General features: G+C 70.8%; 13 protein-coding genes and 1 pseudogene. 5 read left to right on the top strand and 9 right to left on the bottom strand.

The window, feature by feature from the left end; all coding sequences use genetic code 11:
• Nucleotides 1–2: 2 nt before the first annotated feature.
• Complete coding sequence (locus tag ACFWBW_RS21250; protein ID WP_385374649.1) at nucleotides 3–1,151, bottom strand: adenosine deaminase; 1,149 nt, start codon at nucleotides 1,149–1,151, stop codon at nucleotides 3–5.
• A gap of 114 nt (nucleotides 1,152–1,265) precedes the next feature.
• Here ACFWBW_RS21250 and ACFWBW_RS21245 point away from each other — a divergent pair, with 114 nt between their 5' ends.
• Nucleotides 1,266–1,985 carry an alpha/beta hydrolase gene (locus ACFWBW_RS21245; RefSeq protein WP_385374647.1) on the top strand — a complete coding sequence of 240 codons (720 nt, stop codon included), beginning with the start codon at nucleotides 1,266–1,268 and terminating at the stop codon, nucleotides 1,983–1,985.
• A gap of 307 nt (nucleotides 1,986–2,292) precedes the next feature.
• Nucleotides 2,293–3,450 (top strand): LuxR C-terminal-related transcriptional regulator, encoded by a 1,158-nt coding sequence (locus ACFWBW_RS21240; protein ID WP_385374645.1) that lies wholly within the window; start codon nucleotides 2,293–2,295, stop codon nucleotides 3,448–3,450.
• Here ACFWBW_RS21240 and ACFWBW_RS21235 read toward each other — a convergent pair.
• A complete protein-coding gene (locus ACFWBW_RS21235; RefSeq protein WP_385374643.1) occupies nucleotides 3,386–4,327 on the bottom strand; it encodes a LysR family transcriptional regulator in 942 nt (313 codons plus the stop codon). The genes ACFWBW_RS21240 and ACFWBW_RS21235 overlap by 65 nt on opposite strands.
• A gap of 99 nt (nucleotides 4,328–4,426) precedes the next feature.
• Between ACFWBW_RS21235 and ACFWBW_RS21230 the strand changes: the two genes are divergently transcribed.
• Nucleotides 4,427–5,707: an MFS transporter gene (locus ACFWBW_RS21230; protein WP_385374641.1), complete on the top strand. Its 1,281-nt coding sequence runs from the start codon at nucleotides 4,427–4,429 to the stop codon at nucleotides 5,705–5,707.
• Here ACFWBW_RS21230 and ACFWBW_RS21225 read toward each other — a convergent pair.
• Nucleotides 5,656–6,720 (bottom strand): annotated as a pseudogene (locus ACFWBW_RS21225) (RNA-guided endonuclease InsQ/TnpB family protein); the annotation flags it as partial. The gene ACFWBW_RS21230 and the pseudogene ACFWBW_RS21225 overlap by 52 nt on opposite strands.
• Here ACFWBW_RS21225 and ACFWBW_RS21220 point away from each other — a divergent pair.
• A complete protein-coding gene (locus ACFWBW_RS21220; RefSeq protein ID WP_385374639.1) occupies nucleotides 6,647–6,856 on the top strand; it encodes a hypothetical protein in 210 nt (69 codons plus the stop codon). The pseudogene ACFWBW_RS21225 and the gene ACFWBW_RS21220 sit on opposite strands and share 74 nt — an antisense overlap.
• A gap of 92 nt (nucleotides 6,857–6,948) precedes the next feature.
• Entirely contained in the window at nucleotides 6,949–7,950 is a 1,002-nt protein-coding gene (locus tag ACFWBW_RS21215) for a sigma-70 family RNA polymerase sigma factor (RefSeq protein WP_385374637.1), read from the top strand.
• Here ACFWBW_RS21215 and ACFWBW_RS21210 read toward each other — a convergent pair.
• From ACFWBW_RS21210 to ACFWBW_RS21185, 6 genes are all read right to left on the bottom strand, one after another.
• Complete coding sequence (locus tag ACFWBW_RS21210) at nucleotides 7,846–8,079, bottom strand: hypothetical protein (protein WP_385374710.1); 234 nt, start codon at nucleotides 8,077–8,079, stop codon at nucleotides 7,846–7,848. The genes ACFWBW_RS21215 and ACFWBW_RS21210 overlap by 105 nt on opposite strands.
• Nucleotides 8,080–8,245: 166 nt before the next feature.
• On the bottom strand, nucleotides 8,246–9,523 hold the full coding sequence (locus ACFWBW_RS21205; protein WP_385374635.1) for a thymidine phosphorylase: 1,278 nt from the start codon (nucleotides 9,521–9,523) through the stop codon (nucleotides 8,246–8,248).
• A 99-nt stretch (nucleotides 9,524–9,622) separates the two neighbouring features.
• Nucleotides 9,623–10,015: a cytidine deaminase gene (locus ACFWBW_RS21200; RefSeq protein WP_243333749.1), complete on the bottom strand. Its 393-nt coding sequence runs from the start codon at nucleotides 10,013–10,015 to the stop codon at nucleotides 9,623–9,625.
• Nucleotides 10,012–11,277 carry an ABC transporter permease gene (locus tag ACFWBW_RS21195; RefSeq protein ID WP_385374633.1) on the bottom strand — a complete coding sequence of 422 codons (1,266 nt, stop codon included), beginning with the start codon at nucleotides 11,275–11,277 and terminating at the stop codon, nucleotides 10,012–10,014. Before ACFWBW_RS21195 ends, ACFWBW_RS21200 begins: the two co-directional genes overlap by 4 nt.
• Entirely contained in the window at nucleotides 11,274–12,389 is a 1,116-nt protein-coding gene (locus ACFWBW_RS21190) for an ABC transporter permease (protein ID WP_385374631.1), read from the bottom strand. Before ACFWBW_RS21190 ends, ACFWBW_RS21195 begins: the two co-directional genes overlap by 4 nt.
• Entirely contained in the window at nucleotides 12,386–14,119 is a 1,734-nt protein-coding gene (locus tag ACFWBW_RS21185) for an ABC transporter ATP-binding protein (protein ID WP_385374708.1), read from the bottom strand. Before ACFWBW_RS21185 ends, ACFWBW_RS21190 begins: the two co-directional genes overlap by 4 nt.
• Nucleotides 14,120–14,260 lie beyond the last annotated feature (141 nt).

Raw genomic sequence — 14,260 nt, 5'->3', positions numbered from 1 at the left:
GCCTAGGCCGAGACGGAACCGCTGGTGGAAGCTGTCTGACGGAACAGCCATTCCGACTTCAGCTCGGCATAACCGGGCTTGATCACGTCGTTGATCATGGCCAGTCGTTCATCGAAAGGAATGAACGCGGACTTCATCGCATTGACCGTGAACCACTGCATGTCATCGAGCGAGTAGCCGAAGGTGTCGACCAGGTGCTCGAACTCGCGGCTCATGCTGGTACCGCTCATCAGCCGGTTGTCGGTATTGACGGTCAGCCTGAAGTGCAGTTTCCGCAGCAGACCGATCGGGTGCTCGGCATAGGAGACCGCCGCGCCCGTCTGCAGGTTCGAGGTCGGGCACATCTCCAGCGGGATCCGCTTGTCCCGGACGTACGAGGCCAGGCGGCCCAGCGTCACGGAACCGTCGGCGGCGACCTCGATGTCATCGATGATCTTCACGCCGTGGCCGAGCCGGTCGGCGCCGCACCACTGCAGCGCCTGCCAGATCGACGGCAGACCGAAGGCCTCGCCCGCGTGGATGGTGAAGTGGTTGTTCTCGCGCTTGAGGTACTCGAAGGCGTCGAGGTGGCGGGTGGGAGGGAACCCGGCCTCGGCTCCGGCGATGTCGAAGCCGACGACGCCGTTGTCGCGGTAGCGGTTGGCCAGCTCCGCGATCTCCAGCGCGCGGGCCGCGTGCCGCATCGCGGTCAGCAGCGCGCCGACGCGGATCCGGTTGCCGTTGGTCCGTGCGCGGCGCTCGCCCTCGCGGAAGCCCTCGTTGACGGCCTCGACGACCTCTTCGAGGGTCAGGCCGGCTTCCAGGTGCTGCTCGGGCGCGTAGCGGATCTCGGCGTACACGACGCCGTCCTCGGCCAGGTCCTGGGCACACTCGGAGGCCACCCGGAAGAGGGCCTCCTTCGTCTGCATGACGGCGCAGGTGTGCGCGAACGTCTCCAGGTAGCGCGGGAGGGAGCCGGAGTCGGCGGCTTCGCGGAACCAGGTGCCGAGCTTGTCGGCCTCGGTCTCGGGAAGGTTCTCGTAGCCGACCTTGTCCGCCAGCTCGATGATGGTCCCGGGGCGCAGTCCACCGTCGAGGTGGTCGTGCAGGAGCACCTTCGGGGAGCGGCGGATCTGATCCGGTGTGGGCAGGTTGGGGGTCTCGCTCGTCATCTGGGCACTCTAGCTCCTACGCGCGTAGAGCGGTGAGACGGTGCCCACCCCTGATATGTAACAGTGACCGCGCGGACGGGTGGCGTACACCTCGGCGTCTGAGACTGTTCCGTCATGGCACAGCATGCGCCGCCGGCGCGCGGGGCCCGCCTGGGGCGGGCGGCCGGCGCGAACGGCTCGGTCTCAACGGTCAGTGGTGTGGTGCTCCTTCTCCCCGGAGCGTCCAGATTCTCCCCCGGTCCGGTACGTCCGCTGGCCCGGGCCCTGGCCCGTGCGGGCGCGGCGGACGGGCTGGTCACGCACCAGGTCATCCACGGTGCGGGCACCCGGGAGGGGGACGCCGAGTGGGCCGCGGACGAGGTGGTCCGGCGGTACGGGGACATCCCGGTGTGCCTGGCCGGCTATGACGCCGGCGGCCGGGCGGCGCTCGCCGCGGCCGGCCACGAAGCCGTCAACTCCGTTCTTGCGCTCGCCCCTTCCCTCCCACGGCAGTCCGACACGGACTCCCCCGAACCGGTGAAGCAGCTCTCCGGCCGCCGGGTCCTGATCGTGCACGGCACCAACGACGCCCGCAGCGACCCGGAGTTGTCCTACCGACTGGCGGCCCGGGCGAAGAAGGCGAACCGCGCGACGTGCCGCTTCGAGGTGCACTCCGACGGGCATGGACTGCGCGATCACCAGGACGAAGTCGTGGCCCTGTCAGTGGACTTCGTCCTGGGGTCCGTGTTCTCGGGGTCCTACTCGCGGCCGGTGACCGACGCCTTGGCGGCTCCCCCGCCGCTGGGCCTGCGGATGCCGCTGGCCTCCGGCTACGGGCGGTCCCTGCGCGGCTGACGCCCCGCGAGAGCGGCCGCGGATCTGATGGTGGTCGCGCCGGGCCGTCCGTGCGGCCGCGCCGCCCCCTCCCGGTCGGATGACACGGGCGGGCCCGACGCGACCACCTGAGGCACCCGCCCGCGCGAGGGCGCGGTGCCAGGCCGGCGAAGCGCGGACGTGAAGGTGCCCGCGCCCTCCCCCGAGAACGCCGTGGTACCACTGTGCCGGTTAGGCCTATCCTCACGAAGATCGGAGGGCATCGTCTTGGTGCCTTGCGGGAACACGAGGGGTTTACGAATCGGTACAGGCCAGGACGAATATGTATATGCCATCGGATGAAACGGACCAACTGAGCTCCGTGGCCCGGCGTCTTTACGGGTTCGCGGCCGAGCGGCACGCCTTCTCCGAGGCGGAGGCCGACGAGGCGCTCGGCGAGTCCGTCGGCGCCGCCCTCGCCGAACTCGCGGCGGCCCACCTGATCCAGCCCCGCTCCCGCCCGGCCTCCGCCGCGGACGGCCTCGGCTCCGACGAGCCCGCGCGGATCCACTGGAGCGCCGTGTCCCCGCAGGCCGCGGTGGCCCGGACGCTGGCTCCGCTGGCCCTGCGCGTGCGCGAGACCCACGACGAGATGGACCGGCTGCGCGTCCGGCTGGAGGAGCTGCTCCCGGAGTACGAGACGGGCACCGACCTGCGCGACCGGGGCCGGGCGAACGCCCTGGAGCTGGTCACGGACCCGGCCGCGCTGCAGGACCTGATCGGGGAGCTCATCGCCTCGGCCGAGTCCGAGGTGCTGACCTGCCACCCGGGCGGCGGCCGCAGCCCGGCGACCCTGGAGGGGGCGGTGGTCCGGGACGAGGCGATGCTGGCCCGGGGCGTGCGGATGCGCACGCTCTACCAGCACACCGCCCGCTACTCCCGCCCGACGGCCGCCTACGTGGAGCGTGTGACCGCCCTCGGCTCGCAGGTCCGTACCGTCGGCGACGGGCTGATGCGAATGATCCTCGTCGACCGGCACACCGGGCTGATGGAGGTGCAGGACGACATCAAGGCGGCGCTGGTGGTGCGCGAGCCCAACGTCGTCCACTTCATGGCGCAGACCTTCGAGCGCTGCTGGTCCGAGGCCGAGCCCTTCAGCACCACCGTCGGGCCGGACCAGGCCCGTTCCATCTCCGACGAGCTGCGCCAGACCATCGTGCGGCTCCTGGCGGAGGGGCTGGAGGACAAGGTCATCGCCCGGCGCCTCGGCATGTCGGAGCGCACCTGTCAGCGCCACATCGCCGAGATCATGCGGGCGGTGGGGGCCAAGTCCCGTTTCCAGGCCGGGTTCCTGCTGTCGGCGACGGCGGCTGCCGTTGCCGCTTCCGCGGCTTCGGAGGACTCCGCGGCCTCCCCGGATTCCGCCGCCACCCGGGCCCCGCTCACTCACCCCCCGGCTGAAGCTCCGGAATCAGCCGCCCCCGACGGGACAGCAGAAACTTCTTGAACTCCGCCACCGGAGGCGTGTCCGGGTGCCCGTCGAGCCAGGCCACCCCGATCTCGCGGACCGCGCGAGGAGCGGTGACCGTCAGCTCGACGACCCCGGGCCGGGCCACCGCGGGCGGCGGCAGCAGCGCCACGCCGAGACCGGCGGCGACGAGCCCGCGCAGGGTCTCGGCCTCCTCGCCCTCGAAGGCGACCCGGGGCGTGAACCCGGCCTCCGCGCACAGGTCGTCGGTGATGCGGCGCAGCCCGTAGCCCGGCTCCAGGGTGACGAAGGTTTCCTCGGCGGCCTCCGCGAGGCGGATCCGCTTGCGCGTGGCGAGCCGGTGGTCCTCGGGGACCACGAGCCGCAGCCGCTGCTCGTCGAGCCGGCGGGCCACCAGGTCCGGTGCGTCGGGCAGGGGCGAGGTCAGGCAGAGGTCGAGCTCGCCGGCGCGCAGCTTCTCCAGCATGGCCTCGCCGTAGTTCTGGACGAGGGAGAACCGTACGCCGGGGTGGTCGGCCCGGAAGGCCCGGATCAGGCCGGGTACGGTCTCCGGGCCCAGGGTGTGCAGGAAGCCGAAGGCGACCTTGCCGAAGGACGGGTCGGCGTCCTGCTGCACGGAGCCGGCGGCGCGGGCGATCTCGTCCAGCGAGCGCTGCGCCGAGGCGAGGAAGGTGCGGCCGGCCGTGGTGAGCGCGACCGTACGGCCCTTGCGGGCGAACAGCGTGACGCCCAGGTCCTGTTCGAGGCGGACCATGGCCCGCGACAGGGTCGACTGCGGAACGCCCAGCTCGTGGGCGGCGCGGGTGACGTGCTCGTGCCGGGCGACGGCGACGAAGTAGGCGAGGCGCGGGGCCAGCGCATGTGTCACGGCCATGTCTTCTTCGTAACGACTCATCGATAGGCACCCATCTGACCTGCACTGATGCACGGATGGATTGATTATCGCGAATCTGTGCATTGGACGCATGAAAAGGAGGACCCTAACGTCGTACGCATGCCTCCCGCTCATACCGGGGCACCCGTCATCCCGGGTGCCTCCACCCCGTCGTTCCCCGCCTCCGCACCCGAGGCGCACGAGCCCGGCCGTCCCGGCTACCGCCGCCTCAGCCTCGCGCTCTTCGCCGCCGGCCTGGCCACCTTCGCCCTCCTCTACTCCACCCAGGCGCTGCTGCCCGCGATCTCCGACGGCTTCGGCGTGACGGCGGGTCAGGCCAGCTGGACGGTCTCCGCGGCCACCGGCGCGCTCGCGCTGTTCGTCCTGCCGCTCAGCGCGCTCTCGGAGCGCTTCGGCCGGACCCGGATGATGACCTGGTCCATGGTGATCGCGGTCGGCGTCGGCCTCCTGGTGCCCTTCGCGCCGAACATGGAATGGCTGGTCGCGCTGCGCGCCGTCCAGGGCGCGGCGATCGCCGGCATCCCGGCCTCCGCGATGGCGTACCTGGCGGAAGAGCTGAAGCCGAAGGCGCTGGTGGCGGCGATCGGCCTGTTCGTGGCGGGCAACTCCATCGGCGGCATGAGCGGCCGCCTCGTCACGGGCTGGGCGGCCCAGGCCTGGGGCTGGCGCGGCGGGCTGCTCACCGTGGGCCTGATGTCGCTGGCCTGCGCGGCCGCGTTCCTGGTGCTCCTCCCCCGGGCCCGGTTCTTCCGGCCGGCCTCGCTGAACCCGCGCGCGGTGGGACGTACCGTCTCCGGGCACCTGCGCGATCCGCTGCTGCTGCGGCTGTACGGGATCGGCGCGCTGTTCATGACCGTGTTCGGGGCGGTGTACACGGTCATCGGCTACCGCCTGGTGGACGAGCCGTTCTCGCTCGGTCAGGGCCTCATCGGCTCGATCTTCCTGGTCTACCTGGTCGGTACGGTCTCCTCGGCGGCGGCCGGGCAGCTGGTGGCCCGGCTGGGCCGGCGCGGCGCGCTGTACCTGGCGGTGACCACGACGGCGGTGGGCCTGTTCCTCTCCCTCGCGGACTCCCTCGCCGCGATCCTCCTCGGCCTGGTCCTGATCACGGCGGGCTTCTTCGCGGGCCACGCGGTGGCCTCCTCGGCGGTGAGCCGTACGGCGAAGACGGGTCGCGCGCAGGCCTCGGCGCTCTACCAGTCGGCGTACTACGTCGGCTCCAGCGCCGGCGGCACGCTGGGCGCCCTCGCCTACCACTCGGCGGGCTGGGCGGCCACGGTCACCCTCGCGCTGCTCGCGGTCGCCGGGGTCGTCACGATCACCCTGTACGGGTCCCACGCGGCCCGTACGGCCCGGATCGCGGCGCTGGCGGCGCGCTGAGGGGCGGGCGCGGTTCCGCACGCGGTGCAGGCATAGGTTCGCATCGAGAGGGGTAGTGCGTGCTTGGTTCTCGCTCCGCACTGCGCGCAGTCCATGGTGGTGTGCGCGGGATGGACCAGGTATACGGTCCGGTCGTGCTTTCGGCCCATCTCGATCAGGGCCGTCTTCGTCGCGGAGATCGCCGCGTCGGCCGCCTTGCGGGCCATGGTGGACTTGGCCAGGAACTTCGGACGGAAGTCCTCCACCGCCAGGGCGTCATGGTCGCGGACCACACGCTTGGCCCATTTACGGCCGGTGTCCTGGCGCTGCCGGGCCACCTTCTTGTACAGCTTCGCGACGTGCTTCTTCGCCGCCCGATACCTCCTCGACCCGGGCTTGCCCTTCGCCGGTTTCCGGCGGGCCATCATCCGCTGATAGCGGGCCAGGCCGGCGGCCGCCTGCTTGCCATGCTCGGCGTGCGGGAGGTCGTGGTCGTCGCTGGTGGTGGTCGCGGTCTCCCGCACACCCCAGTCGATCCCGATCACACGACCGGTCTCAGACAGCGGCTCGACCTCGGCGGGGACGACGAACGAGCAATACCAGTGCCCGAGACTGTCCTGATGGACGCGCACGCTGGACGGGTCTGCCGGAAGGCTCCGCGACCACACCACCGTCAGCACGATGCCGCCCGCCAGGTACAGACGCCCGTCCTTCAAGCGGAAACCACGCTGGGTGTAGTTGAGGGACGGCAGCGCTTCCCGCTTCTTCTTCCACTTCGGCATCCCGACCCGCTGCCGCACCGGCAACCGGTCCTTGATGTCTTTCTGTGCCTTGGCGCGGGACTTCCCGAAATCCCGGATCACCTGCTGCTGAACAACCGAGGACCCGTCACGAAGCCAGGCGTTCCTGGTCCGGGCTTCGGTCAGCATCCTGTCGAGCTGCGCCGGGCCACAGGTCCGCTTGTCCGTCCCCTCAGGCCGGTCCCTGTTCCACAAGTGCGTCTGCTTCGACTTCGCGCAGCACTCGTTCCAGATCCATCGGCACCGGTCCCACTCGCTGCTCGCCGGGCCCGCGGCCCTGCTGCCCGTCTACGCGGACCAGTGGAAGCCCCTGCTCACCGGCGTGGTCCCCGATGCGGACGGGGTAGCGCAGGTCCGGTGGCGGGTGTAGGCGTGCGGGGCCGCGCCGCGTGCCGGGCTGCGGTTGTCAGAGGCCTCGGGTAGTTTCCGAAGTATCGGGAACTAGCAGGGGGATCACGGGACATGACGGAAACGGCTGCCCACGGGACCGAACTCGACGCCGCGCTCGACCGGTACCGCGTCGAGCTCACCGGTTACTGCTACCGCATGCTCGGCTCGGCCTTCGATGCCGAGGACGCCGTGCAGGACACGTACATCCGTGCCTGGCGGAGCTACGCGAAGTTCGAGGGGCGGTCCTCCCTGCGGTCGTGGCTGTACCGGATCGCCACCAACGTCTGCCTGGACCTGCTGAACGCGGGGAACAAACGGGCCCGGCCGATGGACCTGAGCGCTCCGCAGCACCAGGCGTCCGCCGTACTGGGCGAGCGGCCCGAGGTGACCTGGCTGGAGCCGGTGCCCGACGGGCGGGTGCTGCCGCAGACCGCCGACCCGGCCGAGATGGCGCTGGCCAAGGAGTCCGTACGGCTCGCCTTCGTCGCCGCGCTGCAGCACCTGCCGGCCAAGCAGCGGGCCGTACTGATCCTGCGCGAGGTGCTGGCCTGGAAGGCCGACGAGGTCGCCACCCTGCTGGACACCACCGTCGCGTCGGTGAACAGCGCGCTGCAGCGGGCCCGTGCGACGCTCGCCGCGACCCGGATCCGGGAGAGCGAGTCGGCGGACCCGCTGGACACCGACCAGGTCAAGCTGCTGGAGCAGTACCTCGCCGCCTTCGAGGCCTACGACATCTCCCGGCTGACCGCCCTGCTCCACGAGGACGCCGTGCTGTCGATGCCGCCGTTCGACCTGTGGCTCCAGGGTCACGAGGACATCGCGGCCTGGCACCTGAACCAGGGCATCGGCTGCAAGGGCTCGCGGATGATCCCGACCACGGCGAACGGCATGCCCGCCTTCGGCCAGTACCGGCCGCGGGAGGACGGTCAGCCGGGCTGGACCCCGTGGGCGCTCCAGGTGCTGGAGGTGTCAGAGGGGAAGATCGCCGGGCTGAACGCCTTCCTGGACACCGCCCGGTGGTTCCCGCTCTTCGGGCTCCCCGAGCAGCTCGACGAGTCCTACGAGGTGGAGTAGCGCGCGCAGCGGGGGCGGCGCCCCGGTGACCCGGAAGGGGATGCCGAGGCGCCGGGCGGTCAGAGCCGCACGGGCGAGGGCCTGGACGGTCGCGAGGGTGGGCGCGGCGACTGAGCGGACATCGCACACCACCCCGTCGGGGCCGTCCCTGCACAGCGCGCGCAATCGGGCGCACAGCTCGGCGGCATCCGGCTCGGGCCCCTCCAGGGCCAGGGTTCTGATCTCCACATGAGGGCAGACCCCCGGCCCCGCCCGCACTCATCGGCGGGGGCCGGAGGAAGCGCCTACGGCCGCATCAGGCGATGCGGTCCAGCACGATCGGCGTGGCCGAGAAGGCCGTGCCCGGCGCCGCGATGTCGAAGGTGCCGTCCAGCGCCGAGAGGGCGTAGTCGAACTTCTCCGGGGTGTCGGTGTGCAGGGTCATCAGGGGCTGGCCCGCGACCACCGTGTCGCCCGGCTTCGCGTGCAGCTCGATGCCGGCGCCCGCCTGGACCGGGTCCTCCTTGCGCGCGCGGCCGGCGCCCAGGCGCCAGGCGCCCACGCCCACCCCGTACGCGTCCAGCCGGGTCAGTACGCCCGAGGACGGGGCCGTGACCACGGTCCGCTCCCGCGCGACGGGCAGGGCCGCGTCCGGGTCGCCGCCCTGCGCGGAGATCATCCGGCGCCACACGTCCATCGCGGAGCCGTCGGCCAGGGCCTTCGCCGGGTCGGCGTCCTTGATGCCCGCGGCGTCCAGCATCTCCCGGGCCAGTGCCAGGGTCAGCTCGACGACGTCCGAGGGGCCGCCGCCCGCCAGGACCTCGACGGACTCGCGGATCTCCAGGGCGTTGCCCGCGGTGAGGCCGAGCGGGGTGGACATGTCGGTGAGGAGAGCGACCGTCTTGACCCCGCTGTCCGTGCCCAGGCCGACCATCGTGCGGGCCAGCTCGCGCGCGTCCTCGATGTTCTTCATGAAGGCGCCGGTGCCGACCTTCACGTCGAGGACGAGGGAGCCGGTGCCCTCGGCGATCTTCTTGGACATGATCGAGGAGGCGATCAGCGGGATGGCCTCGACGGTGCCGGTCACGTCGCGCAGCGCGTAGAGCTTCTTGTCGGCCGGGGCCAGGCCGTCGCCGGCCGCGCAGATGACGGCGCCGGTGGTGTCCAGGACGTGCAGCATCTCCTCGTTGGAGAGCAGGGCGCGCCAGCCGGGGATGGACTCCAGCTTGTCCAGGGTGCCGCCGGTGTGACCGAGGCCCCGGCCGGAGAGCTGCGGTACGGCCGCGCCGCAGGCGGCGACGAGCGGGGCCAGCGGCAGGGTGATCTTGTCGCCGACGCCGCCCGTGGAGTGCTTGTCCGCGGTCGGGCGGGAGAGGGAGTCGAAGTTCATCCGCTCGCCGCTCGCGATCATCGCTGCGGTCCAGCGGGCGATCTCGGTCCGGTTCATGCCGTTGAGCAGGATGGCCATCGCCAGCGCCGACATCTGCTCGTCGGCGACCACGCCGCGCGTGTACGCGTCGATGACCCAGTCGATCTGCTCGGGGCTCAGTTCACCGCGGTCGCGCTTGGTGCGGATGACGGAGATGACGTCCATGGAAGTGCTTCCTTCTACGCGCATAGAGAGAGGGGTACGTACGGAGGAGAGGAAAGGACGGCGGCCCCCCGCCCGGCAGGGCGGAGGGCCGTCGCGCGGCTATCTCAGGTGGTCCGGCCCGAAGGCCTGCGGCAGCATCGCGGAGAGCGGCAGGACGCCTTCCGGCGTCTCCACCTGGAGCTCGGCGCCGCCGAACTCGAAGAGGAGCTGGCGGCAGCGACCGCAGGGGACGAGGATCTCGCCCTTGCCGTCCACGCACGTGAAGTGCGTGAGGCGGCCGCCGCCCGTGGCCTGGAGGGAGGAGACCAGCCCGCATTCGGCGCACAGGCCGAGCCCGTAGCTGGCGTTCTCCACGTTGCAGCCGACGACGGTGCGGCCGTCGTCGACCAGCGCCGCGACGCCGACCGGGAAGCCCGAGTACGGGGCGTACGCCCGGGACATCGCCTCCCGGGCGGCCTCGCGCAGGGCCTCCCAGTCGGGAGCGGCCGTCACTTGCCCTGGCCCTTGCGGTACGGCATGCCGTCCGCCTTGGGCATCCGCAGGCGCTGCGCGGACAGCGCGAGCACCAGCAGGGTGGTCAGGTACGGGGCGGCGTCCACGAACTGGCTGGGCACCTGGTCCGTGAGCCCGTACCAGAGGAAGAGCAGCACGGCGAAGACCGCCGAGATGCCGGCCGGGACGTAGCGCTTCTTGTAGAGCTGCCAGGCCACGACCAGGACCAGCAGGATCGCGATGAGCAGCAGCATCGCGTGGACGTTCTCGGCGCCGCCGCGCAGCTTGAGGCTGTCGGTGAAGCCGAACAGGCCGGCGCCCAGCGCCATGCCGCCCGGCATCCAGTTGCCGAAGATCATCGCGGCGAGGCCGATGTAGCCGCGGCCGCCGGTCTGGCCCTCCTGGTAGATCGGGCTGGCCACGATCGACAGGAACGCGCCGCCCAGGCCCGCGAGGGCGCCCGAGACGATCACGGCGATGTACTTGTACTTGTAGACGTTGACGCCGAGCGATTCGGCGGCGATGGGGTTCTCGCCGCAGGAGCGCAGCCGCAGGCCGAAGGTGGTGCGCCACAGCACCCACCAGGTGCCGGGGATCAGCAGCAGTGCGACGACCGTCAGCAGCGACAGGCCGGTGACCAGGCCGCCGACCACGCCCGCGACGTCCGAGATGAAGAACCAGTGCTTGCCCTGGAGGGTCGCCATCCAGTCCGACAACCCCGGCACGGTGATCTCGTAGATCGGCTCGACGCGCGGGGACTGCTTGGAGGAGCCGCCGGGCGCCTCGGCGAACGTGAAGTTCGACAGGTACTGGGTGAAGCCCAGCGCCAGGATGTTGATGGCCACACCGGAGACGATGTGGTTCACGTTGAAGGTGACCGTGATGATCGCGTGCAGCAGGCCGCCGATGGCGCCGCCGATCAGGCCGGCGATGACGCCGGTCCACGGGCCCCACTGGTAGCCGGCCCAGGCACCGAACCAGGTGCCGAGGATCATCATGCCTTCGAGGCCGATGTTGACGACGCCCGCGCGCTCGGCCCACAGGCCGCCGAGTCCGGCGAGGCCGATCGGCACGGCGAGGGAGAGCGCTCCGGAGACCTGGCCGATGGAGGTCAGGTCGTCCGCGCCGCTGATCACGCGGACCAGCGAGATGAGCGCGAGGCCACCCGCGATGATCAGCATGATCCACGGGAGGGTGAGCTTGGTGCGGCCGCCCTGCTTCTTGGGCGCGGCGCTGGTCGCGGAAACGGTGCTGGTGCTCACGCCGAGACCTCCTTCTCGGTCGTGATGGCGTGGCCTGCGGCCAGCTCCTCGCCGACCTTCTGCTGCTGGCGTCGGATCCCGTAACGGCGGACGAGCTCGTAGGAGACGACGACCGCGATCACGATCAGGCCCTTCATGATCGTGCCGATCTCCTTCGCGTACCCGGCCGTGTCGAGCGAGGCCGAGGCCTTGTCGATGAAGGCCATCAGGAACGCGGCGAAGAAGATGCCGACCGGGTGGTTGCGGCCGAGCAGCGCGATGGTGATGCCGGTGAAGCCGACACCGACCGGGAAGGACAGGCTGTACGTGTGGCTCTCGCCCAGCAGCACCGGCATGCCGGCGAGGCCGGCGACGGCGCCGGAGATGAGCATCGAGGTGATGATCATCTTCTTGGCGTCCACGCCGGAGGCCTGCGCGGCGGACTCGCTGGCGCCGGTGGCGCGCAGGTCGAAGCCGAAGCGGGTACGGCCCAGCACGAACCAGTAGACGATGCCCAGCGCGAAGGCGAGGAAGGTGAAGCCGTAGATCTCCAGGCCGTCACCGAGGGAGATCGCCGGGAACCAGCCCGACTTCGCGATCTCGCCGGTGGTCAGGTCGTTGGAGCCCTGCGGCTGCACGCCGAGGTTCTTCGGCAGGATCAGCCAGGCGATCAGGCTGGTGGCGATCGCGTTCAGCATGATCGTGGAGACGACCTCGCTGACTCCGCGCTTGGCCTTCAGGACGCCCGCGATGCCGGCCCAGAAGGCGCCGACCAGCATGGCGACGATCACGATCAGCAGGATGTGCAGCGGGCCGGGCAGCGCGACCGCCGCGCCGACGACCGCGGACACCATCGCAGCGAGGCGGTACTGGCCGTCGACGCCGATGTTGAAGAGGTTCATCCGGAAGCCGATGGCCACGGCCAGGGCCGCCACGTAGTACGTACCGGCCTGGTTGACGATGAGGACCTGGACGTCCTCGTAGCCGGCGTTCTCCACCATGAGCCGCAGCGGTTCGATCGGGTCCACACCCGTCGCCGCCAGCACGACCATGGTCAGCAGGAAGGCGGTGACCAGCGCGAGCGCGGGCCCGGCGAAGCCGAGGAGCAGCCGGTCCTTGTCGAGTTTCTTCATCGGGCCTCGTCCTCCGGGGAGTCGGTACGGGCATCCGTGCCGGCGGCGGAGTTGTTGTCGGTGGCTTCCAGGTGCCCGGAGGCGGCGCCCGTCATTGCGGTGCCGAGCTCCTCCGGGGTGACGGTCGCGGGATCGGCGTCGGCGACCAGGCGGCCGCGGTAGATGACGCGCAGGGTGTCGGACAGGCCGATGAGCTCGTCCAGGTCGGCGGAGATCAGCAGGACCGCCAGGCCTTCGCGGCGGGCCTCGCGGATCGCGTCCCAGATCTGCGCCTGCGCGCCGACGTCCACACCGCGGGTGGGGTGGGCGGCGATGAGGAACTTCGGGTTGTGGCTCATCTCGCGGCCGACGATCAGCTTCTGCTGGTTGCCGCCGGAGAGCGAGGCCGCGGTGACCTCGATGCCGGGCGTGCGGACGTCGTACTCGCGCACGATCCGCTCGGTGTCCTTGCGGGCGGCCTTCGGATCGAGGATGCCGCGCTTGGAGTTGGGGGCTTCGGTGACGTGGCCGAGGATGCGGTTCTCCCAGAGGGAGGACTCCAGCAGCAGACCGTGCCGGTGGCGGTCCTCGGGGATGTAGCCGATGCCGCCCTCGCGGCGCTTGCGCACCGGGGACTTGGTGATGTCCTTGCCGTCGAGGGTGATGACGCCCGCGTCGGGGGTCATCATGCCCATGAGGGCCTCGATCAGCTCGGTCTGGCCGTTGCCCTCGACGCCCGCGATGCCGAGGATCTCGCCCTTGTGGATCGTGAAGCTGATCCCGTCGAGCAGCAGGCGCCCGGCGACCGCGGTCTCGCGCAGGTTGGCGTCCGGCAGGCCGGGCGTGCGCGCGGTGTCCTCCGTGGCGACGGGCACGCCGCCTTCGGCGACGGTCAGGCCCTGGACCTGGAGCATCGCGGTGGTGGTCACCGTGGACTCGCGGGTCTCCGGGGACGGCAGCTCGGAGCCGACCATCAGCTCGGCGAGCTGCTTGGTCGTGGTGGTCCGCGGGTCGGCGGTGCCGACCGTGGTGCCGCGCCGGATGACGGTGATGTCGTCGGCGACCTTCAGGACCTCGCCCAGCTTGTGCGAGATGAAGATGACGGTCAGGCCCTCGGACTTGAGCTCGCGCAGGTTGTCGAAGAGCGCGTCGACCTCCTGCGGCACGAGCACGGCCGTCGGCTCGTCGAGGATGAGGATCTTCGCGCCGCGGTAGAGGACCTTGAGGATCTCCACGCGCTGGCGGTCGGCGACACCGAGGTCCTCGACCAGGGCGTCGGGGCGTACGCCGAGGCCGTACGCGTCCGAGATCTCCCTGATCTTCTTGCGGGCCTTCGCGCCGATGCCGTAGAGCTTCTCGCCGCCGAGAACCACGTTCTCCAGGACGGTGAGGTTGTCGGCGAGCATGAAGTGCTGGTGCACCATGCCGATGCCGCGGGCGATGGCATCGCCGGGGCTGCTGAAGGAGACCTGCTCCCCGTCGATGGCGATGGTGCCCTCGTCCGGCTTCTGCATGCCGTAGAGGATCTTCATCAGCGTCGACTTGCCGGCGCCGTTCTCGCCGACGAGGGCGTGGACCGTGCCCTTGCGGACGGTGATCGCGATGTCCTTGTTGGCGACGACGCCGGGGAAGCGCTTGGTGATGCCGTGCAGTTCTACGGCGGGGGGCGGGCTGGACGCGTTGATGACGCACTCTCCTTGGCGCGGAAGGAGCTGAAGGCAGGGAGGGGACAGGGCGGGGGGAGAAAGTATCGCGTCCACGATGCTTCTACGCGCGTAGCACTGTCGAAAGTGAAAACTTGCGGCCAACCGGCCACAAGATCACATGAAACCACGGGACACGGGCCGGGGCCCGGGAGCGATGAGACCGCTTCCCGGACCCCGGGTATCACG

The sequence above is a fragment of the Streptomyces sp. NPDC059957 genome, assembly GCF_042730015.1.
Classification (GTDB): domain Bacteria; phylum Actinomycetota; class Actinomycetes; order Streptomycetales; family Streptomycetaceae; genus Streptomyces.
Note: the sequence above shows the minus strand (reverse complement) of the source record. Positions and strands in the feature narration are given on the sequence as shown.

Bases quoted from the DNA above. Each gene is read 5' to 3' on its own strand.
- ACFWBW_RS21245 (WP_385374647.1), top strand. From the start codon at position 1,266: ATGGCACAGCATGCGCCGCCGGCGCGCGGGGCCCGCCTGGGGCGGGCG.
- ACFWBW_RS21205 (WP_385374635.1), bottom strand. From the start codon at position 9,523: ATGGACGTCATCTCCGTCATCCGCACCAAGCGCGACCGCGGTGAACTG.
- ACFWBW_RS21240 (WP_385374645.1), top strand. From the start codon at position 2,293: ATGCCATCGGATGAAACGGACCAACTGAGCTCCGTGGCCCGGCGTCTT.
- ACFWBW_RS21190 (WP_385374631.1), bottom strand. From the start codon at position 12,389: ATGAAGAAACTCGACAAGGACCGGCTGCTCCTCGGCTTCGCCGGGCCC.
- ACFWBW_RS21215 (WP_385374637.1), top strand. From the start codon at position 6,949: ATGACGGAAACGGCTGCCCACGGGACCGAACTCGACGCCGCGCTCGAC.
- ACFWBW_RS21235 (WP_385374643.1), bottom strand. From the start codon at position 4,327: ATGAGTCGTTACGAAGAAGACATGGCCGTGACACATGCGCTGGCCCCG.
- ACFWBW_RS21250 (WP_385374649.1), bottom strand. From the start codon at position 1,151: ATGACGAGCGAGACCCCCAACCTGCCCACACCGGATCAGATCCGCCGC.
- ACFWBW_RS21230 (WP_385374641.1), top strand. From the start codon at position 4,427: ATGCCTCCCGCTCATACCGGGGCACCCGTCATCCCGGGTGCCTCCACC.